Raw genomic sequence first — 21,426 nt, forward strand, 5'->3', positions numbered from 1 at the left:
AAGCCCGGCGTGCCCTTGAACCGGTCAGGTCCAGGCCAGCGGGGAACTTCCATAGGGCGGCGGCGGGGTGCTGTAGTCCAGCGGCTGGCCGTCCAGCAGGAGGGGCGGCCCCACATAGCGCAGCTCCCCGTAGCTGCTGGCCATACTCCGCAGTCCGGGTGCGGGCAATGGCGGTTCCGGAACGCCGGAGGCAGCGGAACCGGGGGCAGCTGCTTCGGTGTGCCGGACAGGAGCTGCAAGGCTGCCGGAAGGCACCGGCGGGAAACCCTCCGCCGGAAGGGAGAAGAGTTCCTCGGCGGTCCTGGCCAGGGACAGCCGGGCCGATCCGCCCACCCCCGTGTGCAGGCGCCTGGCGAGCAGGGCAATGGCTGCCGCCGCCGCGCCGTATCCTGTGGCATGGTCCAATGCCTGCACGGGGAGCGCACCCGGCCGCCGCCCGCCGTCGTGGTTCCCGATGGCGTAAAGATCGGCAATGCCGGCGGCTGCCTGGACAATGCTGTCGAAGCCCCGCTGCCTGCTCCACGGGCCCGTGCTGCCCCAGCTGTCCAGCGTGACCACCACCAGCTCCGGCCGCGATGCCAGCAGCGCTTCCGGTTCCAGTCCGAAGCGGTCCAGCGAGCCGCGGCGGTATCCGCTAATGACAACGTCGGCGGCAGCCAGCAGCTCTTGCAGCAGGTGGCGGTTCCGCGGGTCTGCAAGGTCCGCCTCGGCGCTCCTCTTGCCGAACCCGGTGTCCACGAACTGGTCGGTGATTTCGGGAAGCTGTGGCGGATCAATCCTCAGGACGCCGGCGCCGAGTGCCCCCAGCAGCCTGGTGGATACCGGACCTGCGATCACGCGGGTCAGGTCCAGCACCCGCACCCCCGCCAGCGGACGGTGGGGATCTTCTCCGGACGGCCGAACGGGCCTGCGCCGCGATGGTTGCCCGGAGGCGAGGTTCACGTCGATCCACGGCCCGCTGCCGGCCGCGCTGCCCATCCCGGACGTGAGCCACTCCCGGCGGCTTCGGACAGCCGCGGCCACCCCGCCCCGGGCTTGGATCGCTGCTTCTGCTTCGAGCGAGGTCATAGCGGCGAGGGCGGCGGCCACCCCATCTGGCGTGGTGGTGTCCAGCGCCTGCATCAGCCGCTGTTCATGGTGCGGGTAGTTGGTGTGGAGCCGGATCCACCCGTCGCTGGTGCGGCGGAAACCGGACAGCGGAGCGAAGCCCCGGATCTTCCGCCCGTCAATCCGCAGGTAGCCATAGGAGTCGAAGGCTGCGGCGGCCAGCGACGCCGTGGTGGTGAACCTGCCAGGCGTTCCTGCCAGGAGGTTCAAAGCTGCGGCCGCCGCCCCTACGGAACCCAGCGCCAGCCCTTCCACATCCAGCGGCCCGCCCCACCAGCGGCGGGGACCGGTCCAGGACGCGGCCTCCCCATCCAACACCAGCCCCGCGTCCGCGAACACCGGGTCCAGGTATCGGAACAGCGGAGGAACCCCGCCGGCGCCTTGCGCCATCCCGTCCCTATCTTCCCTGCGGCGAGGCCATGTGCAGCTGCCCCAACACGCGGGCGGGGACGTTGGTGGTGATCTCGTGGATCCCCAGGCCCTGGCACAGCGCCACATCCTGGTCGCTGTCCACTGTCCACACCCGCAAGCGCCGGCCCCGCTCCAGCCACCGCAGGACGGTGCCCGGATGCCGCCGGACATATTCGACGCCGGGACCGGCCAATCCGGCTTCGCCGGCGTCCAGGATCCGTTCCCCTTCCAGCTGGGCAGCTTTCATCACATTGGCGATCGCGCCCCCGGTGATCAGCCCCAGGCCCAGTTCTTCCCGGAGTTCGCGCACGTCCACGTCATCCACCAGCTGGCAGACGTATTGCGCCGGAACGGAACGGAGCAGCCGGCGGACGGATTCCGGGCTGAAGCTCATGAAGGTCACCGACACGTTATCCACCGAAGAGTCCGCCGCATTCCAGCCCTCGGCCCGCAGGACCTCAATCACCCGGTCCTCCAGCTTGAGCTGGTAGGGGCTGGGATGCTTCAGCTCAATCGCCAGTCCCACTGGCCTGCCCGCACCGCGGAGGATCTCCAGCAGTTCCGGAAGGGTCAAAAACTGCTCCGAACGAGCACCGTAGATCTCGGGGATGCGGACCCCCTTCCACGATGAGAAGTCCAGGCGACGGAGCTCGCGCAGCGTCCGCTCCGCCACGGGCCCGGTCCCGTCGGACGTGCGGTCCAGGTTGGCATCATGCAGGAGGATGACGTGCTGGTCCCGGGTCAGGTGGACATCGCACTCAACACCGTCGGCGCCGTCCGCCAGCGCCTGAAGATAGGCGGCCCGCGTGTGTTCGGCGAACGCAGCGCTCGAGCCGCGGTGGGCAAAGACCAAAGGCCGCTGCGGCAGTGACTCTTCGATAGTCATGCAGCCACGGTAGCCGACCCGGCCCGGACTGCGGGGCTAGGCTTGGCACATGCAGGTGAACTCTGAGCCAACTACCCGGCAAGCACCCACCAGGCCCGCATCGTCCGGGGCTCCTCCCGGGCGGGACCGCACAAAGGCGCGTGCCGCCGTCGTCCGCCAGCAGCTCACTGCCGGTGATGCTGAGAAGGCGGCAGCGCTGCGGAAAATGAAGCTTGTGGCGCTGGGACTGCTCATCGCCATGGCCGTGGTTTTTGTGTTCGCCTTCGCCCTGCAAAAAGAGTATCCGTGGCTCCAGTACGTGCGGGCGGCCGCCGAGGGCGGCATGGTGGGCGCGCTGGCCGACTGGTTCGCCGTCACCGCACTGTTCAAGTACCCCATGGGCATCAAGATCCCGCACACCGCGATCATTCCGCGCCGCAAGGACCAGATCGGCGCCTCGCTGGGTGAGTTCGTGGAGACGAATTTCCTGTCTGAGCAGGTGGTCCAGGACAAGCTGGCCAGCGTGAACATCGCCCGTCGGGCCGGTGAGTGGCTTGCCACCCCGGCCGGTGCCGAGCGGGTGGCCAAGGAGGGCGCGGCCGTTATCCGGGGCTTGTTCAAGGTCCTGAACGACGACGACGTCCAGGCAGTCATCGAGGGAATGGTGCGCAAGCACCTGCTCACTCCGCCGTGGGGACCTCCGGTGGGCAAGATGGCGGAGCGGATTTTCCACGACGGGCACCATCACAAGCTGGTGGACCTGCTGGTGGACCGGGCGGCCGACTGGGTCAGCGAAAACCATGAGACGGTCAGCCGGCTCGTCTCGGAGCGCTCGCCAACCTGGGTTCCACAGTTCGTGGACGGGCTGGTGGGCGACAAGGTCTACATCGAGTTCCTCAAATTCGTCCGGGCCGTGCAGTCCGATCCGAACCACCAGGTCCGGCAGTCCATCGATAAGTACCTGAACGATCTTGCCCAGGACCTGCAGCACGACCCGGTGATGATCGCCCGCGCGGAGGACATCAAGGCACAGGTCCTCGGCGATCCCGAAGTCCGGGAACTGGCCTCCCGCACGTGGGGCACCGTGAAGAACGCCCTGCTCGGCGCCGTGGAGGATCCGGACAGCGACCTGACCATCAAGTTCAAGGCCGCCGTCCGTGACTTCGGTTCACGGCTCGTCAACGACCCCGAACTCGCGGGTAAGGTGAACGCCTGGATCGGCGACGCCGCGGGCTACCTGGTGCGGACCTACCGCTCGGACATTGCCGGGGTGATCACCGATACCGTGGCCCGGTGGGATGCCGAGGAAACCTCGCAGAAGATCGAGCTCCAGGTGGGCAAGGACCTGCAGTTCATCCGCATCAACGGCACCGTGGTGGGGTCCCTGGCCGGCCTGGCGATCTTCACGGTGGCGCACCTGATTTTCGGTTGAGTGCCGTCAGGCGAATGCTTCCAGCTCCACGCCGGCGGCCTCCAGCCCGGCACGGACGGCCGCGGCCATCCCCACCGCACCGGGGGTGTCGCCGTGGATGCACAGGGAGTCCGGCTGCACCTGGACCAGGCTGCCGTCCAGGGCCACCACTTCTCCCTTGGTGGCCAGGCGCACGGCCCGCTCAACGATTGCGTCGACGTCGTGCAGGACAGCACCTTCCTGCGACCGCGGCACCAGCGTCCCGTCTGCCTGGTAGGCGCGGTCCACAAAGGCTTCGATGAAGACCGGGTGCCCGGCTTCCTTCGCCTGCTTCAACAGCTCAGACCCGGGCAGGCCCAGGATGGGCAGGCCTGGATCGTAGGAGTTCACGGCGGCCACCACTGCGGAGGCCTGCTCAGCGTCATGGACTAGCCGGTTGTAGAGCGCCCCGTGCGGCTTCACGTAGTCCACCGAGGCACCCACGGCGTGCGCCACGCCGTCGAGCGCGCCCAGCTGGTACAGGACGTCGCCGAACAGCTCGTCAAAGGACATGTCCAGGGACCGGCGGCCGAAACCGGCGAGATCGCGATAGCCCACGTGCGCACCGACAGTTACGTCCAGCTCGTACGCGGCGCGGCAGCTGTCCAGCATGGTGACGGGATCACCGGCGTGGAACCCGCAGGCAACGTTGGCGCTGGTGACCAGCTGGAACATCGCGGCGTCGTCCCCCATGCTCCAGGAGCCGAATGATTCGCCGAGGTCAGCGTTGAGATCCAAGGTTGTTGCCTTCCAGCGTCAGGTGGTCCGGTGCGGCGGCGTTCAGCTCGCCGGGAATGGTATCCGGCATGGGACCAAACGCTTCCTTCGCGTTGCCCACCACTGCCCGCCCCATCATGAGGTTACCGGCTCCGCCCACCACTGCCCCGATGCCGAACGGCAGTGCCCGGCCGAACAGTGCAGTCCCCTGGCGCTTGAGGAGGTTCTTCAGGAAGGCTTTCTGGATGCGGTTGCGGACCGAGCCGAAGCCTGGCACGGCCATGGATTTGGACAGGACGTTGCCCCACGCACTGGAGGCGCCAATGCCGTTGCCGGCGGCTTGGCCGCTGAGCGTCCCGAGCAGGGCCGTGCCTTCCTCGCCCAGCATGATGGCCATCACCATGGTGCTGGCCTTCTCCGGGTTGGTGAGCCGGATGCCGTGCAGCTCCGCAAGGGAGGTGGCATAGAGGGCAGTGGCTTCCAGGAACCCCACCGTCGCCGCAGCGGACAGTCCCAGGGACGCCACCGTGCCAACGCCGGGAACGACGGCGGTTGCCCCCACGATTGCGCCGCCTCCGGTGACGGCACGCAGGTAGTCGCGCTCCAGGATGTCTGCCAGCTGGGCGGCGGTGGCGCGCGGGTGTTTTTTCTGGAGCCGGCGGATATACGCCAGGACCAGCGGGCGCTGGATCTCCACCGCCTTCAGGAGCGCGTTGTGGACGCCGGGCTTCGGCTTTCCGTCGGCGTCGAACACCGCGTTGTGGGCGGTCTCGGTTGCGATTCGTACTGCGGGGTTGCTGCGCCTGGCCATGGTCACCTCTGTTGGTCTCGACGGCCGCATTGGTTGCGGCTCTCCTGATACTAAGGTTGCTTAACACTAGGCCACGGCACCCCCGCTGCCCCAGCCTGCCAAGCCGGGGGAGCAATCCGGGTGCCGGGATATCCGGCCAAACCCTAGACTTACCTTATGCCCGCTCCCAAAGCCTTGCGGCCCTTTGTCCACCGTGAGTACCGGGTACTGATTTCGGCGCTGGCCATCTCCATTTTCGGTTCCGGCATGTGGGCCGTCGCCATGGTCTACCAGGTGATCCATCTCGGCGGCGGCCCGCTCGAGCTGTCCCTGGTGGCCGCTGCCGGCAGTGTGGGCCTGGTGGCCTTCGTCCTGGCCGGCGGCATCGCCGCCGACCGGATTCCGCAGCGCCGCCTGATCATCGCGGTGGAGGGCGCCAACCTCGCCGTCATCGCCGCGATCAGCGGGCTGGCCCTCGCCGGCTGGCTGCAGCTCTGGCATGTCGCCGCAGGCGCCTTTGTGCTGGGCGTTGGGGCTGCCTTTTTCTTCCCCGCCTATTCGGCCATCCTGCCGCGCATCCTTCCGGCGGAGGACCTGCTCGCCGCCAACGGTATGGAGGGCTCCATGCGGCCGGTGCTCCAGCAGGCCGCCGGACCTGCCGTGGCGGGCGTGGTGGTGGCAGCCTTGTCGCCGTCGCACGCAGTCACGGCTGTGGCCCTGTGCCACCTTTCTGCCTTCATCGTGCTGAACTTCCTGGGCCAGCATGCGCTGGCCGCGCCGGTCAATGGCGCGGAAGGCCATGGCGTCCCGGGTAGTAAATCATCCTTTTTCCAGGACCTGCGGGAAGGTGTCAGCTATACGTTGCGGACCCCGTGGCTGCTCTGGACCCTGATCTGGGCGTGCATCTCCGTGCTGTTCCTGATCGGCCCCATCGAAGTGCTGCTGCCGTTTGTGGTCCGCGACCAGCTGGGCGGCGACTCCAGCATGTTCGGCTTCCTGCTCGCCGTGATGGGCGTGGGTGCCGCACTGGGCTCGCTGCTCACGGCCTCCCTGCGGCTTCCCCGGCGCTACCTCACCGTGATGATGGTGAGCTGGGGCGCCGGCAGCCTGCCGCTCGCCGCCGTCGGGATCATGGACAGCTTCTGGACCATTGCGGCGGCGCTGTTCATCTTCGGCGCCACCGGCAGCGTGGGCATGGTCATCTGGGGAACACTGCTCCAGCGGCGCGTTCCGCCCCACCTCCTGGGCCGGGTGTCCAGCCTGGACTTCTTTGTGTCGCTCGCCCTGATGCCGGTCTCGATGGCCCTGGCCGGACCGGCCGCCGAAGTCCTGCCCATCTGGCTGATCTTCGTGGTGGCCGGAGGCGTCTGCCCCATCATGGCGGTCATCGCCATGATGGTGGCACGGATGCGTAACGACGAGCTGGCCCACCCCCTGGACCGGTCACCCGCGGCAGAACGGACGACGGCGGGCGGGGACCAGGCAGCGACAGACCAGGCCGTCGGCGGCTAGCTGTACCGCTGCGGCTTAGGCTGCCGGGCGCGGCACGTCGCTGTTGGCATGCACTATCGGAATGCTCGCCGTCGGATGCCCGCTCGGGAACACAGTGGACTCCGGCTCAGGGACGGGTGCAAGTGCCACCTGCACGGGCTCGCCACCCACGGTGAGCTGCCGGCCGCGGACGTCCACCTCGAGTGCGACGCCTTCCTTGATGGTCAGTGTGATCGAGCCCGCACCGAGCTGGACCAGCAGCAGCCGTCCGCGGATCTTGAGGTGGAAGGTGAGCCCGTCCCACCCGGCAGGCAGCCGGGGATCGAAGAACGGGACGGGGCCCTGGTCCCGGAGGCCGGCGAAGCCGCAGACCAGGGAGCTCCACACCCCGCCGGTGGAAGCGATGTGCACGCCGTCGATGGTGTTGCCGTGCGTGTCGTCCAGGTCGATGAACACGGCGTTGGTGAAGTGCTCCAGCGCTTCGCGGGAATACCCCACCTCGGCGGCCATGATGCCCTGCACGCACGCGGAAAGCGTTGAGTCTCCGGTGGTCAGCGGGTCGTAGAAGTCGAAGGCCCGGTGCTTTTCCTCTGCGGTGAAATCCTGCCACTGCAGGAACATCGCCAGGACAGTGTCCGCCTGCTTCAGGACCTGGTGGCGGTAGATCACCAGCGGGTGGAAGTGCAGGAGCAGGGGGTACTTGGACCGGGGCGTGTTCCAGTCCCACGACTCAAGGGTCATAAAGTCGTTGTCCTGCGAATACACCTGCATGCGCTTGTCGAACGGCAGGTGCATCCGGCTCGCCGCCGCCTCCCACAGCTGCCGCTCTTCAAGGGTGACCCCTGCGTGCTCCAAGGCAGCGGCGGCCCGCAGATTAAAGCGGGCCATCACGTTCGTGTAGAGGTTGTCATTCACCACTGCCGTGTATTCGTCCGGCCCTGTCACACCGTGGATGTGGAACATGCCGTCTTTGCCGAAGAAGCCCAGCGATATCCACATCCTGGCCGTCTCGATCAGCAGTTCGGCGCCGATGTGATCGCGGAATCCAACGTCCCCGGTGGCCCACACAAACCGGTTGGTGGCGAAGGCGATGGCCGCGGCAATGTGGAACTGGGCTGTCCCGGCTGCGTAGTAGGCGCTGGCTTCGAGCCCGTTGATGGTGCGCCACGGGAACAATGCGCCTTCCACGCTCAGTTCTTTGGCCCGGATCTTGGCTTCGGGGAGCATGGCGTGGCGGAACTCCAGGACCCGTCGGGCGCCCACGGGGTTGGTGTAGGTCAGGTACGGCAGGAGGTAGACCTCCTGGTCCCAGAAATAGTGGCCCTCATAGCCCGAGCCCGTCACGCCCTTCGCCGGGATCCCGGCCACGTCGGCGCGGGCCGTTGCCTGGGCCAGCTGGAACAGGTTCCAGCGGATGGCCTGCTGCAGCCCGGCCTGGCCGCCGTCCACCACGATGTCGGCGGTGGCCCAGTGCCCGCGGTAGTGCTCAACACTTTCGGCGAAGATATCAGCAACCGGCCGCAGGCCCTCTTCGGCCACCGCGGCCGCGTCAACGGACGCGTCCTGGATTGCGGCACCGGCAGCGTAGCTGACGCTTTTCTCCAACCGGAACGGCTGGTCCGCGTTCACGGCGAGCACATAGCGGACGCTGCTGTCGTCCTGGTCCACAAGGGTTTCGAACGGCTGGTGGCCTGCCGAGGTCCAGTGGTCCACGGCAACGCCCACACGCTGCTTGGATTCGGCGGCTTCCCAGGCGAGGCGGAGCGAGCCGTCGCCGCCGTCGAGGCGCAGCGGCAGCAGCACGCGTCCGGCGTGCCGGCCTGCCCGGCGGGGGTCATGGACTGAGTGGTCCTCCACCGGCTGGTCCTGGCGGTTGATCACGGAGGAGGTGACATCCACGGAGATCTCGCGGTCCGTGGCCACCTCGAGCGAGATCCCGAGGGCTCCGCGGGTGGCGAACCCGACGGCCCGGCGTTCAGTGGTGGTGACGACGGCCCCCGAGCGGCACTGCCAGGTGATGCGGCATTCATAGACGCCGGTGGCGAAGTCAACGGAGCGGCGGTAGTCCCGGACCTCGGATTCGGCCAGGCTGAGGGACTCGCCGTCGATGACCACGGTGAAGTTGTTGGCATCCGGGATGTACAGGATGCGCTGGCCGGTGCGGGCAAAGCCGAAGGCGTTTTCGGCGTGCTTGATGTCCCAGATCTCGTGCAATCCGTTGATGAAGCTGCCGGGAAGGTCGGAGTCGGCGGCCGCCCAGTGGGCGCCGCGGATTCCCAGGTGCCCGTTGCCGAGGGCGAAGAGGGTTTCCAGTGCACCTTCCATACCCGGCTCGTGGCGGGTTTCGACGAGTTGCCAGGGGGTGTCGGGGAACCGCTCGCGGTCTGCGGTGATGATAGCCATGGTGTTGGGGTCCTTAGGCGGGTGCTGTGGCAGCTGTCGTTGGCCCGGGGGCGCGGCAGCTTGGGTGCTGCTGACTGCTTGCTTAAGTTAGTTCGTTGGGGCCGGGTGCCGGGATGGGGAATCGCGGCACCCCGTCCGGGGCCGGTTAGAGGAGTTCGTCGAGGTCGTTGACCACCACGGTTGCTCCGGCGTCCAGCAGGGTTTGCCGTCCGGCGCCGCGGTCCACTCCGATCACCGAGTGGAACGAGCCGGCCTCTCCGGCCTGGACTCCGGAGACGGCGTCTTCCACCACCACGCATTCCTCGCTGGGCAGGCCCAGCAGCCGGGCGGCGTACTGGTAGGTGGCGGGGCTGGGTTTGCCCGGCAGGCCTTCCCTGGCTGCCACCACGCCGTCCACCACCACGGCGAAGTGGTGGCTCAGCCCGGCGGCATCCAGGACTGCGGGGGCGTTGCGTGAGGAAGAGACGACGGCGACCTTCAGGCCGTGGCCCAGTACGGCTTCCAAAAACCGGACCGAGCCTTCAAACGGTTCCACGCCCGTGCTGACGATGTCGTTGAAAATCCGGTTTTTGCGGTTGCCCAGGCCCTGCACGGTGGTGTTGGCGGGGTCGTCGTCGGTGGGGCCCTCCGGGAGGACGATCCCGCGCGAGGCCAGGAAATCCCGGACACCGTCAAAACGCGGCTTGCCGTCGATGTGGTCGAAGTAGTCGCTCTCGCTGTAGCCCGTGACCTCGGGCCGGGAGGAGAGGTAGCCCTCGAACAACTCCTGCCACGCCTGCTCATGCACCGTGGCGGTGGGCGTCAGGACGCCGTCGAGGTCAAAGAGGATGGCGGAGGCTCCGGTCCATGCCGTGAGGCTGGTGACCGGATGGTGCGTTGCAGTGTTTTCACTCATGCGTGGTGCGGTGTCCTTTCAGACGGCGGGCAGCCTCGAAGGCGGGGTTGCTTCTGGGATGTGGTGGCTTCGGCGCCCGGATCATCTGCAGAGTCGGCGGGCCGGCCGGCGTTACACGCGCAGCGGTCTTGTTCCACCGTGGGCCTCGTTGGCGGCCCTGCTGATCCATCTGTCCCTACCATCACGGGCCTGTTCCGGGCTGCCGGACAAGCGGGCGGAATGTCCGGCTCCACCGCGGGGGCCAACAGTGATGCGCCTCAATGGGCTGCCGCAAAGCATCCGCACCGCACCGCCCTCCTTGTCTGCCCAGTTCACAGCCGCGCGCGCGGCCGAAGACGAGTGTAAGCGCTTACAAATTTGGCTGGCAACTGTTTTTTCTTCAACCCTCTTTGTGACGCACATCTCGCCGCATGCCCCGCAGGTGCTAGGAGCCGGCGGAACCGTTGGGGCGGAGCACGTAGTGGCGGAGGAAGGCGCTGACGTCCACCATTTCCGTCTTGGACATGGCGTGGCCCATGCCGGGGTAGGTCCTGGCGGTGAGGAGCGTGTTCGCCTGCAGCCACTCTTCGGTGTACGCCACAGCGTCTTCGTTGATCACCAGGTCCGCCTTATCCCGGCCCCAGAAGAAAGGCGGCGGTGTATCGAAGGACTCAGTGAGGGACAGGAGCTCATTTTCGAGCACAAAGCCGGACAGCCCCACAACTGCCTCATAGTCCTTGGGATGCAGGCGCAGCAGGGTGCTCGCCATAGCCATGTGAATAGCCAAGGAGACTGACGCTGGAGTGCCGGCCCTTGACGCTGCTGATCCAGGTCTGGACTGCATTGGCAGCCTTAATGACATCCGCGAAGTCATTGGCCAGGAAGTAGTCCAGCAGGAACCAGCCATAGTGGTCGCCGATGGCCATGGGAGCCCGGAGGGCCGCGCAGGTGAATTCCGCCGGAAGGTACTCAAAAAGCCGCACCATCCGCGACTCGTCGGTGCCATAGCCGTGCATCATCACCAGCAACGGCGTGCCCGCCCGTTCGCCCTCCGGCTTCGACCACACAACTGTTTCCATCGGATCAGCCTATCGAGGCAAGCAGCGGCCCTCAGTCCACGGCCCGCCAAAATGTTGCTCATTCGAAACGCCCGGCGACCGGCCAAAGCATTGAACAGGGCATCCCGGCGCTGTAGCGTGGCGCGTGACGGACAGCATACTTAGCATCCCGTCACGGGCCTGGACAAGGCCCCTCCGCGACCAGCAAGGAGCAGCACATGAGAATCGGCTCTTCCATCTTCCTCATCGCACTTGGCGCCATCCTCGCCTGGGCAGTGGCTCCAGGCTTGATTCCCTTCGTCGACCAGGTGCTCATCGGCTACATCCTGATGGCCGTGGGCGTGATCGGCCTGATCGCCTCGCTGATCCTCGCCTCCCCGGGCCGCAGCCGGCGGGTCAGCGAAAGCCGGTCCGTGGTGGACCCGAACACCGGCGAGCGCATCACCAGGAACGAAAGCCGCGACGGCGGGCTGTAGCAAGGACAGAAGGAATCCCGGGGACAGCAACCCTCCAATGAACCCGCAGAAGCCGGGCCGGACCACTACGGTCCGGCCCGGCTTTTTCGCACCCCGCTCCGAGTTTTTGTCCACATATGCAGACTTCAGGGGCCCGCAACCCTGCATATGTGGACAAAAACTCCCAAGCTGGGAAGGGGGATTTTGTTTCATGTGGGTTTCCATTGACAAACCAACAGAAGCAAAGATAAAGTCAAGTAACTCAACATCTTGTGATGCCAGTCACTGACAGCAAGCCTTACGCAACGGAGGGTATGTGTTCGCCGAGGAGCGCCAGCAAAAGATTGCCGAGCTTGTTGCCGGCACCGGCCGGGTCACCGTGACCCACCTGGCTGAGCGCTTCCGCATCACCACCGAAACCGTCCGGCGCGACCTGGCCACCCTCGAAACCGCCGGCACGGTCCGCCGGGTGCACGGCGGCGCCGTTGCCACGGACCGGTTCAGCACCACCGAGGAAAGCGTCACCGAGCGGGCCATCCAGCGTCCGGACCAGAAAATCCGTATCGCGGAGGCAGCCTTGGCGCTCATCCCCCGCAACTCCCCCGGCAGCGTCCTGATCGACGGCGGCACCACCACCGAAGTGCTGGCGGACCTGCTCTCCCGGCGCACCGCCGGGGAACCCTCGGATGGAGCAGAAGACCGCGCCGAACTGGTGGCCATCACGCACGCCCTTCCGATCGCCGGCAAACTGTCCAACATTCCCGGAATAGCCCTCGATGTCCTGGGCGGACGGGTCCGCGGAATCACGCAGGTTGCCGTAGGACAGGCAACCGTTGAGGCCGCGGGCAGGATCCGCCCGGACATTGCCTTCATCGGCACCAATGGCATCCACGCCTCCTTCGGCCTCAGCACTCCCGACCCCGAGGAAGCCGCCGTCAAGGCAGCTTTCGTCCGATCGGCACGCCGCATCGTGGTGCTGGCCGATTCCTCCAAGCTGGACACGGAAACCCTGGTCCAGTTCGCCTCCCTGAAAGATCTGGACACCTTGATTACAGACAGCGAACCCGGCCCGGAACTGGCAGCCGCCCTTGAGGACGCCGGCGTAGACGTGGTGGTCGCATGATCGTCACCTTCACGGCCAACCCCAGCCTGGACCGTACCGTTGCCCTTCCCGGCCCGCTTGAACGGGGCGAAGTGCAGCGCGCCGTTTCCGTCAGCCAGGAGTCCGGCGGCAAGGGCGTCAACGTCTCCCGCGCACTGGTGGCCTCCGGCCTTGAATCCATAGCCGTCCTCCCCGGCGCGGACAGCGACCCGGTCCTGGCCGGCCTGCGCGAAAACGGCGTGCCCTTCGTCTCCCTGCCCATCGCTGAGCCGCTGCGCACCAACGTTGCCCTCACCGAACCGGGCGGTGTGACCACCAAGATCAATGAACCGGGCCCCGTGCTGGATGAAAACCAGCAGGAAGCCCTGATTAAGCTGCTGGTGGAGACCGCCCGCGGCGCCAGCTGGGTGGTCCTGGCCGGTTCGCTGCCGCCGGGGTTCCCGGCAGGCTTTTACGCGACGGCGGCCCAGCGCCTGCGTTCTTCCGCCGACGGCGCGTCTCCGGAACGGAAGCCGCTGATCGCCGTCGACTCGTCCGGCCAGCCCCTCGCCGCTGCCCTCACCGGTGGCGCCGGCGGCATGCCGGACCTTCTCAAACCCAACGCCGAGGAATTGGCGGAACTGGCTGCCGCAGCCGGCTTCGCTTCCCCGGCCACCGCTGAGGAACTGGAAGCGGACCCGGCTGCTGCCGCAGCGGCAGCCGCCGCCGTCGTACGTTCCGGCGTGGGAGCTGTGCTGGCAACTCTCGGATCCAAGGGAGCTGTCCTGGTAACGGCCGACGGCGCGTGGCTGGCCACGCACCCGCCGGTCGCCGCTGTCAGTACGGTCGGCGCGGGCGATTCAGCCCTGGCCGGCTACCTGCTCGCCCAAGGCCAGGGCGCCGCCCCGGCCGATTGCCTTCGTCAGGCGGTGGCCCACGGTGCCGCAGCCGCCTCCCTGCCGGGCTCCACTGTCCCGGCAGTTCACCAAACCACCCCGGATGCCGTAACCATCACGGCCCTTCGAAAGGATTGACAGTGACCCAGCTCATCACCACGGAACTGGTCGAGCTCGACCAGAACCTGGGCAACTCCCCCGAGACGGTGATCCGGCACCTGGCAAGCAAAGTAGCTGCCACCGGACGCGCATCAGAAGTTGAAGGCCTCTTCGCCGACGCCTTCGCCCGCGAGCAGAAAACCGCCACGGGCATCCCCGGCGGCATCGCCATCCCGCACTGCCGCTCCGCCGCCGTGATCGAACCCACCCTGGCCATGGCCCGCCTTGACCCCAAGGTGGACTTCGGCGCCAAGGACGGCCCGGCAGACCTGGTGTTTTTCATCGCAGCCCCGGACGGCGCGGACCAGGCGCACCTGAAGCTGCTGTCCAAGCTAGCCAGGTCCCTGATCAAAAAGGACTTCACCGCAGCCCTGCGCAACGCCTCCTCCCGCGAAGAGATCGTGGAACTCGTGGACGGCGCACTGGCTGACAAGCCCGCCGCCCATGCCGCCGCTCCCGCGGGCGTTGCCGCCGGCGCCGCCGGCGCTCCGGCCGGTTCCACATCGGCAGGCCCGGTTTCCGCAAGCTCAGCCGCCGGGGATTCGGCAAGCTCACGGCCCAAGCGCCTCGTGGCCGTGACCGCATGCCCCACCGGCATCGCCCACACTTACATGGCAGCCGACTCCCTGGTGGCGGCCGCCCAGGAGGCCGGCGTCGACCTGCAGGTGGAGACGCAGGGTTCCTCCGGCGCCAAGCCGCTGGATCCCGCCGTCATCGCGGCCGCCGACGCCGTCATCTTCGCGGTGGACGTGGACGTGCGCGGCAAGGAACGCTTCGCCGGCAAGCCCGTGATCAACGCGCCGGTCAAGCGCGGCATCGACGAGCCGGCCAAGATGGTCCAGGAAGCCCTCGCCGCGGCCGACAACCCCCACGCCCGCCGTGTCCCGCACTTCGGGGCTGAAGAGCAGGCAGAGCACGAGGCGGACGAAAAGGGCGAGCACATCGGCCAGAAGCTGAAGCGCGCACTGCTCACCGGTGTCAGCTACATGATTCCGTTTGTGGCCGGCGGCGGCCTGCTGATCGCCCTGGGCTTCCTGCTGGGTGGCTATGACATCACCGAAGTTGCGGACACGGTGGTTGTAGAGAACAACTTCGGCAACCTGCCTGAGGGCGGCCTGACCACCTATCTCGGTGCAGTGCTGTTCAAGATCGGCGCGCTGTCCATGGGCTTCCTGGTCCCTGCACTGGCCGGCTACATCGCCTACGCCATTGCCGACCGGCCAGGCATTGCACCCGGTTTCGTTGCCGGGGCAGTCTCCGGCTTTATGGGCGCCGGCTTCCTCGGCGGCATCGTCGGCGGCCTGCTGGCGGGCTACATGGCCCACCTGATCGGGACCTGGCAGGTGCCGCGCTGGCTCCGCGGCCTGATGCCCGTGGTGATCATCCCGCTGCTCGCCTCCATCTTCGCCTCCGGCCTGATGTTCCTGGTCCTCGGCGGCCCCATCGCAGGCCTCACGCTGGCCCTCAACGGGTGGCTGTCCGGCATGACCGGTGCGTCCGCCGTCGTCCTGGGCATCATCCTCGGCCTGATGATGTGCTTCGACCTGGGCGGTCCGGTCAACAAGGTGGCTTATGCCTTTGCCGTCGCCGGCCTGAGCGCCGGCAGCGCCGACAACCAGGCACCGTGGCAGATCATGGCCACCGTCATGGCTGCCGGCATGGTCCCGCCGCTGGCAATGGCCCTGGCCACGGTCCTGGACAAGAAGCTCTTTAGCCTGGCCGAGCGTGAAAACGGCAAGGCAGCCTGGCTGCTGGGTGCGTCCTTCATCTCCGAAGGCGCCATCCCGTTCGCCGCGGCCGACCCGCTGCGGGTCATCCCCGCCAGCATGGTGGGCGGTGCCCTCACCGGCGCACTGTGCATGGCTTTCAACGTCACGTCCCAGGCACCCCACGGCGGCCTCTTCGTCTTCTTCGCCATCGGCAACCTGCTGATGTTCGTGATCTCGATCATCGCCGGAACCATCGTCAGCGCGCTGGCCGTGGTGGCCCTCAAACGCTGGGCAGCCCCGAAGAGCGCTGCTACGGTGGAGACCGTTCCAGCAACCGTCTGACCCTGCCCCACCCACTACCTCAACCCGGCATACCAGCCCGCCGGAAGACAAAGGAGCAAAAATGCCAGAACGCACAGCAACAGTCGCCAGCCGCGTGGGCCTGCACGCCCGCCCCGCCGCCATCTTTGCCGAGGCAGCAGGAGAGTACGACCTGGACATCACCATTGCCCGCGAAGGCGAGCCGGCCGACGAGGCGATGGACGCAGCCAGCATCCTGTCCCTCATGAGCCTGGGCGCCTCGCACGGCGACGTAGTGGTCCTCCGGGCCGAGGGCGACGGCGCTGACACTGCCCTGGACCACCTGGTCCAGATCCTCGAAACGGACCACGACGCCGAGTAGCAGCCTCGCTGCCTGGCAGCAGAGCGTACGGCCGCCGTCCGGACTCTCCCGTCCCCGGGAGGTGTCCGACGGCGGCTGTTGCGTTTAAGCGCTCCCCCTCCCCTGCCGGGTGGGTCACCCGCGTTCCGAGAGCCTCTTGACGTCCGCCACCAGCCGGTCCCACATGCCCTGTGAGTGCTCGGCCGCCTCCGCTGTGGGGTTGTTGTCCTGGGCCAGCGTCAGCAGCGTCCGGCCGCCCTGGTCCCGCAGCGTCCAGGTCAGCGTGTGGTAGTTCTCCGGTTTGTCCTCCTGCCCGCCCAGCGGGCTGAAGTGGGTGTACACCAGCCGCTGGCCCGGTTCCACTTCGAGGATTACGCCCCTGTCTTCGTATTCCTTGCCTTCCCAGCTCCCCCGCCAGGTAATGGGTCCGCCCACGCTCCAGTCCGTGGCGAGCTCGGCGCCGAACATAAACTCCTTCGTGGCCGCAGGGTCCGTAATGACCTCCCACACCCGGCCGGGCGGGGCGTCGATGGTGGCGGACGACGTCGCCACAAAGTCATCCGGCATTACCCTTGGCCTTCTTCGCCGTGAACAGCAGGTACTCCCATTCCATCTGGAACGGGGAATCGCCGTGGGCATCGCCGAAGGACTCAGCCAGTTCGGTCAGCGCAGCATCGAGCGCCTTGACCTTGTCCGGATCCTCCGCGATGAACTTGTACACCGAGATAGTGGGCCCGTAGTGGGACTTGAAGTAGCGGACGAAGTCCTCGGGCTGGTGGAAACTCCGGACGGCCAGGGATTGCTTGCGGGCCTTGACGTCGGTGACCCTCCCGCCGAGCAGTTCCCGGACGTGCTCCTCGCTTCCCCACAGCGGCGCGGGCTGCGCCCCCGGTGGCGGCGGCGGGGCAAACGGCTTCAGCGCGGCGAACATCTTGCCTATGAACCCTCCGGGGGTCCAGCTGAGCAGGCCGATGGTGCCGCCCGGCTTGCAGACGCGCAGGAGCTGGTCCGCGGCGGCCTGGTGATGGGGCGCGAACATCACGCCGAGGCAGGACATGACGGTATCGAACTCGTCATCGCCGAACGGCAAGGCCTCCGCGTCCCCCTCCTTCCACTCCAGCTCAACGCCGCGGTCCGCGGCCTGGTGCCGGCCGGCGTCGAACAGCTCAGGAGTGAGGTCGCTGGCCACCACCTTCGCGCCCATCATGGCGGCGGGGATGGCCGCGTTCCCCGAGCCGGCAGCGACGTCCAGGACCCGCTGGCGCGAATTGATGCCGCAGGCTTCAACGAGGATTGCCCCCAGCTCCGGGAGCAGCTCACTTGCGAGCGCAGGATAATCCCCCGATGCCCACATGGCCCGGTGTTTTTGCTTCAGCGCCCGGTCCGCCTCCAGAACATCAGCCTGGTCATTCATGGCTGTGCCTCCCTACTGCGATGGTTCCCAGTGAGTTAACAGCACGCCGCCGGCACAGCGGAGGCTGCGATGCGACTCATTGTGGACGCGCCTGCCGCCGCTGTAAAGAGCGTTTGTACAACGACTATCGAAAAGCAAGCAAGCTTAGTAGTTTCATAGACATGGCATTCCCCAAGGCGGCGCCCCCGGCAGGCCCACGAGTATCACGCGGGCTTGCGCGCCCTGGTGCCCGTCGCCTTGCCGGCAGTGGTCTTCGCGGCAGGTTTATCGGCAGTTTTGCCCGCCGTGGACTTGGCGGTGGATTTGGCGGCCGTGGTCTTGGCTGCACCGGTCTTCGTGTCCGCCGCTTTCGATGTGGACTTGGTGGCGGTCTTTCCCGTGCCGGTCTTGGCGGCCGTGGACCTGGCTGCCGTGGATTTGGTCCCGTCAGACTTGGCGGCCGCCGTCTTGCCGGCCGTGGCCCGCTTGGGGGCGGGCTTGCCCTCTTCCTCGTCGTCGGAATCCGCGGCCTCCTCCCCGGAACCGCTGCCCGCGGTTCCGGACCCGCCGCCGCGTTTCCGGTCCAGGCTCCGCTTCAGCGCCTCCATCAGGTCGATGACTTCGCCCTTGCCGCCTTCACCGGCTTCCACACCAAAGGTCTCGTCCGTGTCCAGCGCGTCACCCTGCTCGAGCTTGGCCTCGATGAGCTGGCGCAGCTGCACCTGGTAGTCGTCGGTGAAATGCTCGGGATCAAAATCGGCCGCCATGGACTCCACCAAAGCCGCGGACATGTCGCGTTCCTGCGGGGAGATCTTGATGGATACGTCCAGGGACGGGAAGTTGGCTTCGCGCACCTCGTCCGGCCAGAGCAGGGACTGCAGCACCAGGACGTCGTCCTTGATCCGCAGCGCGCCAAGCCGCGTCTTCTCGCGCAACGCGAACTGGACGATCGCCACCCGGTCCGTGTCCTCCAGCGCACGCCGGAGCAGCACGTAGGCTTTGGGCGACTTGGAGTCCGGCTCCAGGTAATAGCTCTTCTCGAACATCATCGGTTCAAGCTGCTCGGAGGGGACGAACTGCACCACTTCGATTTCGTGGCTGTTCTCGGCGGGAATGGCCTGGAGCTCATCCTTCGAGAGGACAACGGTTTTGCCGTCCTCCTCGTAGGCCTTCTCGATGTCCGAGTAGTCGATGACCTGGCTGCAGACCTCGCACCGGCGCTGATAGCGGATCCTGCCGCCGTCGGCATTGTGCACCTGGTGCAGACTGATGTCATGATCTTCGGTTGCGCTGTAGACCTTTACGGGGACGTTGACCAGGCCAAACGCGATGGCACCTTTCCAGATGGCTCTCATTCCCTAAGTCAACAGCACGCAGCGCCGGAGGTGAAGACCTGTGGCCGCCGCTAAGGAGCGTGTCCGGGTTGCGGGCCGGGAATTGACCCTCACCAACCTGGGCAAAGTCATCTATCCGGAGACCGGCACCACCAAGGCGGACATCCTGGCGTACTACGCCGCCGTGGCACACGTCCTCATCCCCGCCGCGGCCAACAGGCCCGCCACAAGGAAAAGGTGGGTCAACGGCGTTGGAACCGAGGAGAAGCCCGGCGAGGTCTTCTTCCAGAAGAACCTTGAGGATTCGGCCCCGGGCTGGCTTCCCCGCGCCGCCATCACCCACAAGGACCGGACCATCTACTACCCCATGGTGAACGACCCCGCCACGCTCACCTGGTTCGGGCAGATCAACTCGCTGGAAATCCACGTTCCCCAGTGGCAGGTGGATTCGCACGGCAACCAGCTGAACCCGGACCGGCTGGTCCTGGACCTCGATCCCGGTGTGGGCGCCGGGCTTGAGGAGTGTGTGGAAGTGGCATTGCTGGCGCGCGGCATCCTCGAGGACGTGGGCCTGGACCCGGTCCCGGTGACCAGCGGCAGCAAGGGCATCCACCTGTACGCCGCCCTGGACCGGAGCCAAACCTCCGACCAGATTTCCGCGTTCGCCCGGGAGTTGGCCCGCGCACTGGAAGCAGACCACCCGGACCTTGCCGTCAGCGACATGAAAAAGACGCTGCGCAAAGGCAAGGTGCTGGTGGACTGGAGCCAGAACAACGCGGCGAAAACCACCATCGTGCCCTATTCACTGCGGGGCCGCCCCACTCCAATGGCGGCCGCACCGCGAACCTGGGAGGAAATCAGTTCCCCGGGCCTGGAGCACCTGGACTACCAGGCCGTGCTGCGCAGGGTGCAGGAAGGCACTGACCCGTTCGCCGCCGTCGTCCGCGCCTCAAACCAAAGCCTGGACGTACCGGACCAGCATCACGACGGCGACCCGCGCCTGGGCAAGTACCGCTCCATGCGTGATCCCAACGCCACCCCGGAACCCTTCAGCGGCATGGCCGGCAGCGGGGACGCGTTTGTCATCCAGGAGCACCACGCCAGCCGGCTCCACTTCGACCTCCGGCTCGAGCACGACGGCGTCCTGGTGTCCTGGGCCTTGCCGAAAGGCGTTCCCGAAAGCGGGGGCAAGAACCACCTGGCCGTCCAGACCGAGGATCATCCGATGGACTACCTCACCTTTCACGGGACCATCCCCAAAGGCGAATATGGTGCCGGCGAAATGACCATCTGGGACCACGGCACCTATGAACTGCACAAGTGGATCAACGGCAGGGAGGTCATTGTTACCCTGCACGGTTCCGAAGGCGGCGGCCTGGGCGGAACGAAAAAGGTGGCGCTCATCCACACGGGCCGCAGACAGGGCAAGGACGCCGAAAGCCAGTGGCTGATCCATCTCATGGACAAAGACCGGCCAGGCATCCGGCAGCGGCCTGTCGCCGTACAGGAGGAGCCGGAGGAAGCGGCGGAGTCGGAGAAAGAAGGCAACGAGCCGGAGGAAGTCCCGGAGCAAGGGCAAGCGGAGGATTCCCCGGCCGCCGCTCCAATAGCACCCGAGGACTTCAGCCCGATGATGGCCACGTCCGGGACCACAGCGGACCTGCAAGGCAGCAACTGGCAGTTCGAGCTGAAGTGGGACGGGGTGCGCGCCATCCTCGTGGCCGACGAGGAAACCATCCGCATCTTCAGCCGCAACGGAAACGACGTCACCAGGACCTACCCGGAGTTCACTGACCGGGACTGCTGGCCGCCCCAGCCGTTCGTCGCCGACGGCGAGATTATCGCCGTCGGACCTTCCGGCCGGCCTGACTTCGGCCTGCTCCAGGGCCGCATGAAGCTCACCCGGCCCGCCGACGTCGCCAAAGCACGGAAGGCCATCCCCGTGCGGCTGATGCTTTTCGACCTGCTGTACGACGGCGGCACGGACCTTCGCGCGCTGCCCCTCGCCAAGCGGCGCAGCCGGCTGGAGCAGTTTTTCACGGCGTCGGACTGCCCCGTGGACCTGTCCCTGGTCCTGAAGGAACAGGTGGAAGACATCCTTGAGAGTGCGCAGGAACTCGGCCTTGAAGGCGTGATGGCCAAACGCACCGACGGCCGGTACGTCACCGGACAGCGGACCCGCACCTGGATCAAGCTCAAGCTCGACCAGACCCAGGAGGTGGTGGTGGGCGGCTGGCGGCCCGGCAAGGGCGCCCGCGAAGGGTCGGTGGGATCGCTCCTGGTGGGCATCCCCGACGGGCGGAACCTGCGGTACGTGGGCCGGGTGGGCAGCGGCTTCAGCTGGCGCGAGCTCACTGAGCTCCGGCAGACAGTGGACCGGCTGGCGAGGAAAACGTCGCCCTTCCAGGATGTGCCGCGTGAAGATGCGGCCGATGCCCGCTGGGTGAGTCCCCAGCTGGTGGGTGAGGTGACGTACAGCGAGTGGACCGGAACAGGGCGGCTCCGGCACCCGGTGTGGCGCGGCTGGCGGCTGGACAAGGAACCATCGGAGGTTGTGCCGGAGGCGTAAAGC

Annotated in this window: 17 protein-coding genes and 1 pseudogene; 8 read left to right on the forward strand and 10 right to left on the reverse strand. The window is 67.0% G+C overall.

What is annotated here, in order from left to right; translation table 11 throughout:
* Window positions 1–24 precede the first annotated feature (24 nt).
* Together ARTSIC4J27_RS18155 and ARTSIC4J27_RS18160 are read right to left on the reverse strand one after the other, a co-directional pair.
* The gene (locus ARTSIC4J27_RS18155) at window positions 25–1,497 is read right to left on the reverse strand and encodes a CoA transferase (protein WP_050056592.1); all 1,473 of its coding nucleotides are present in this window, start codon (window positions 1,495–1,497) and stop codon (window positions 25–27) included.
* 7 nt (window positions 1,498–1,504) lie between these two features.
* Window positions 1,505–2,404, reverse strand: coding sequence for a glycerophosphodiester phosphodiesterase (locus ARTSIC4J27_RS18160; RefSeq protein WP_050056593.1), 900 nt, complete (start codon window positions 2,402–2,404; stop codon window positions 1,505–1,507).
* Window positions 2,405–2,453: 49 nt separating this feature from the next.
* Between ARTSIC4J27_RS18160 and ARTSIC4J27_RS18165 the strand changes: the two genes are divergently transcribed.
* Window positions 2,454–3,815 carry a DUF445 domain-containing protein gene (locus ARTSIC4J27_RS18165; protein ID WP_050056594.1) on the forward strand — a complete coding sequence of 454 codons (1,362 nt, stop codon included), beginning with the start codon at window positions 2,454–2,456 and terminating at the stop codon, window positions 3,813–3,815.
* A gap of 6 nt (window positions 3,816–3,821) precedes the next feature.
* On the opposite strand, the gene ARTSIC4J27_RS18170 is transcribed toward ARTSIC4J27_RS18165, so the two are convergent.
* Complete coding sequence (locus ARTSIC4J27_RS18170; RefSeq protein WP_050056595.1) at window positions 3,822–4,571, reverse strand: LamB/YcsF family protein; 750 nt, start codon at window positions 4,569–4,571, stop codon at window positions 3,822–3,824.
* Entirely contained in the window at window positions 4,555–5,361 is an 807-nt protein-coding gene (locus ARTSIC4J27_RS18175; protein ID WP_050056596.1) for a hypothetical protein, read from the reverse strand. Before ARTSIC4J27_RS18175 ends, ARTSIC4J27_RS18170 begins: the two co-directional genes overlap by 17 nt.
* 156 nt (window positions 5,362–5,517) lie before the next feature.
* On the opposite strand from ARTSIC4J27_RS18175, the gene ARTSIC4J27_RS18180 reads away from it, so the two are divergent.
* Window positions 5,518–6,852: an MFS transporter gene (locus tag ARTSIC4J27_RS18180; RefSeq protein WP_050056597.1), complete on the forward strand. Its 1,335-nt coding sequence runs from the start codon at window positions 5,518–5,520 to the stop codon at window positions 6,850–6,852.
* 15 nt (window positions 6,853–6,867) lie between these two features.
* Here ARTSIC4J27_RS18180 and ARTSIC4J27_RS18185 read toward each other — a convergent pair whose 3' ends face one another.
* The 3 genes and pseudogenes from ARTSIC4J27_RS18185 to ARTSIC4J27_RS18195 all read right to left on the reverse strand — a co-directional run bounded on the left by ARTSIC4J27_RS18185 (window position 6,868) and on the right by ARTSIC4J27_RS18195 (window position 11,187).
* Window positions 6,868–9,234, reverse strand: coding sequence for a glycoside hydrolase family 65 protein (locus tag ARTSIC4J27_RS18185; protein ID WP_050056598.1), 2,367 nt, complete (start codon window positions 9,232–9,234; stop codon window positions 6,868–6,870).
* Window positions 9,235–9,379: 145 nt separating this feature from the next.
* A complete protein-coding gene (locus tag ARTSIC4J27_RS18190) occupies window positions 9,380–10,129 on the reverse strand; it encodes an HAD family hydrolase (protein ID WP_050056599.1) in 750 nt (249 codons plus the stop codon).
* A gap of 424 nt (window positions 10,130–10,553) precedes the next feature.
* Window positions 10,554–11,187: pseudogene (locus ARTSIC4J27_RS18195) on the reverse strand (alpha/beta hydrolase).
* 197 nt (window positions 11,188–11,384) lie between these two features.
* Here ARTSIC4J27_RS18195 and ARTSIC4J27_RS18200 point away from each other — a divergent pair.
* From ARTSIC4J27_RS18200 to ARTSIC4J27_RS18220, 5 genes are all read left to right on the forward strand, one after another.
* Entirely contained in the window at window positions 11,385–11,642 is a 258-nt protein-coding gene (locus ARTSIC4J27_RS18200) for a DUF6458 family protein (protein WP_050056600.1), read from the forward strand.
* Between the two features lie 295 nt (window positions 11,643–11,937).
* Entirely contained in the window at window positions 11,938–12,744 is an 807-nt protein-coding gene (locus ARTSIC4J27_RS18205; protein ID WP_050056601.1) for a DeoR/GlpR family DNA-binding transcription regulator, read from the forward strand.
* Window positions 12,741–13,736, forward strand: coding sequence for a 1-phosphofructokinase family hexose kinase (locus ARTSIC4J27_RS18210; RefSeq protein ID WP_050056602.1), 996 nt, complete (start codon window positions 12,741–12,743; stop codon window positions 13,734–13,736). Before ARTSIC4J27_RS18205 ends, ARTSIC4J27_RS18210 begins: the two co-directional genes overlap by 4 nt.
* Before the next feature lie 2 nt (window positions 13,737–13,738).
* Window positions 13,739–15,808: a PTS fructose transporter subunit IIABC gene (locus tag ARTSIC4J27_RS18215; RefSeq protein ID WP_050056603.1), complete on the forward strand. Its 2,070-nt coding sequence runs from the start codon at window positions 13,739–13,741 to the stop codon at window positions 15,806–15,808.
* A gap of 61 nt (window positions 15,809–15,869) precedes the next feature.
* On the forward strand, window positions 15,870–16,148 hold the full coding sequence (locus ARTSIC4J27_RS18220; protein WP_013599585.1) for an HPr family phosphocarrier protein: 279 nt from the start codon (window positions 15,870–15,872) through the stop codon (window positions 16,146–16,148).
* A gap of 114 nt (window positions 16,149–16,262) precedes the next feature.
* On the opposite strand, the gene ARTSIC4J27_RS18225 is transcribed toward ARTSIC4J27_RS18220, so the two are convergent.
* The 3 genes from ARTSIC4J27_RS18225 to ku form a co-directional block, all read right to left on the reverse strand.
* Window positions 16,263–16,694 (reverse strand): SRPBCC family protein, encoded by a 432-nt coding sequence (locus ARTSIC4J27_RS18225; protein WP_050056604.1) that lies wholly within the window; start codon window positions 16,692–16,694, stop codon window positions 16,263–16,265.
* Window positions 16,684–17,541 carry a class I SAM-dependent methyltransferase gene (locus ARTSIC4J27_RS18230; RefSeq protein WP_050056605.1) on the reverse strand — a complete coding sequence of 286 codons (858 nt, stop codon included), beginning with the start codon at window positions 17,539–17,541 and terminating at the stop codon, window positions 16,684–16,686. The genes ARTSIC4J27_RS18225 and ARTSIC4J27_RS18230 overlap by 11 nt, the downstream gene beginning before the upstream one ends.
* A 203-nt stretch (window positions 17,542–17,744) precedes the next feature.
* Window positions 17,745–18,875, reverse strand: a complete 1,131-nt coding sequence (gene ku / locus ARTSIC4J27_RS18235) for a non-homologous end joining protein Ku (protein WP_050056606.1) — start codon at window positions 18,873–18,875, stop codon at window positions 17,745–17,747.
* Window positions 18,876–18,915: 40 nt separating this feature from the next.
* On the opposite strand from ku, the gene ARTSIC4J27_RS18240 reads away from it, so the two are divergent.
* Complete coding sequence (locus ARTSIC4J27_RS18240; RefSeq protein WP_050056607.1) at window positions 18,916–21,423, forward strand: ATP-dependent DNA ligase; 2,508 nt, start codon at window positions 18,916–18,918, stop codon at window positions 21,421–21,423.
* Window positions 21,424–21,426: the final 3 nt, after the last annotated feature.

Source organism: Pseudarthrobacter siccitolerans, from assembly GCF_001046895.1.
GTDB lineage: Bacteria > Actinomycetota > Actinomycetes > Actinomycetales > Micrococcaceae > Arthrobacter > Arthrobacter siccitolerans.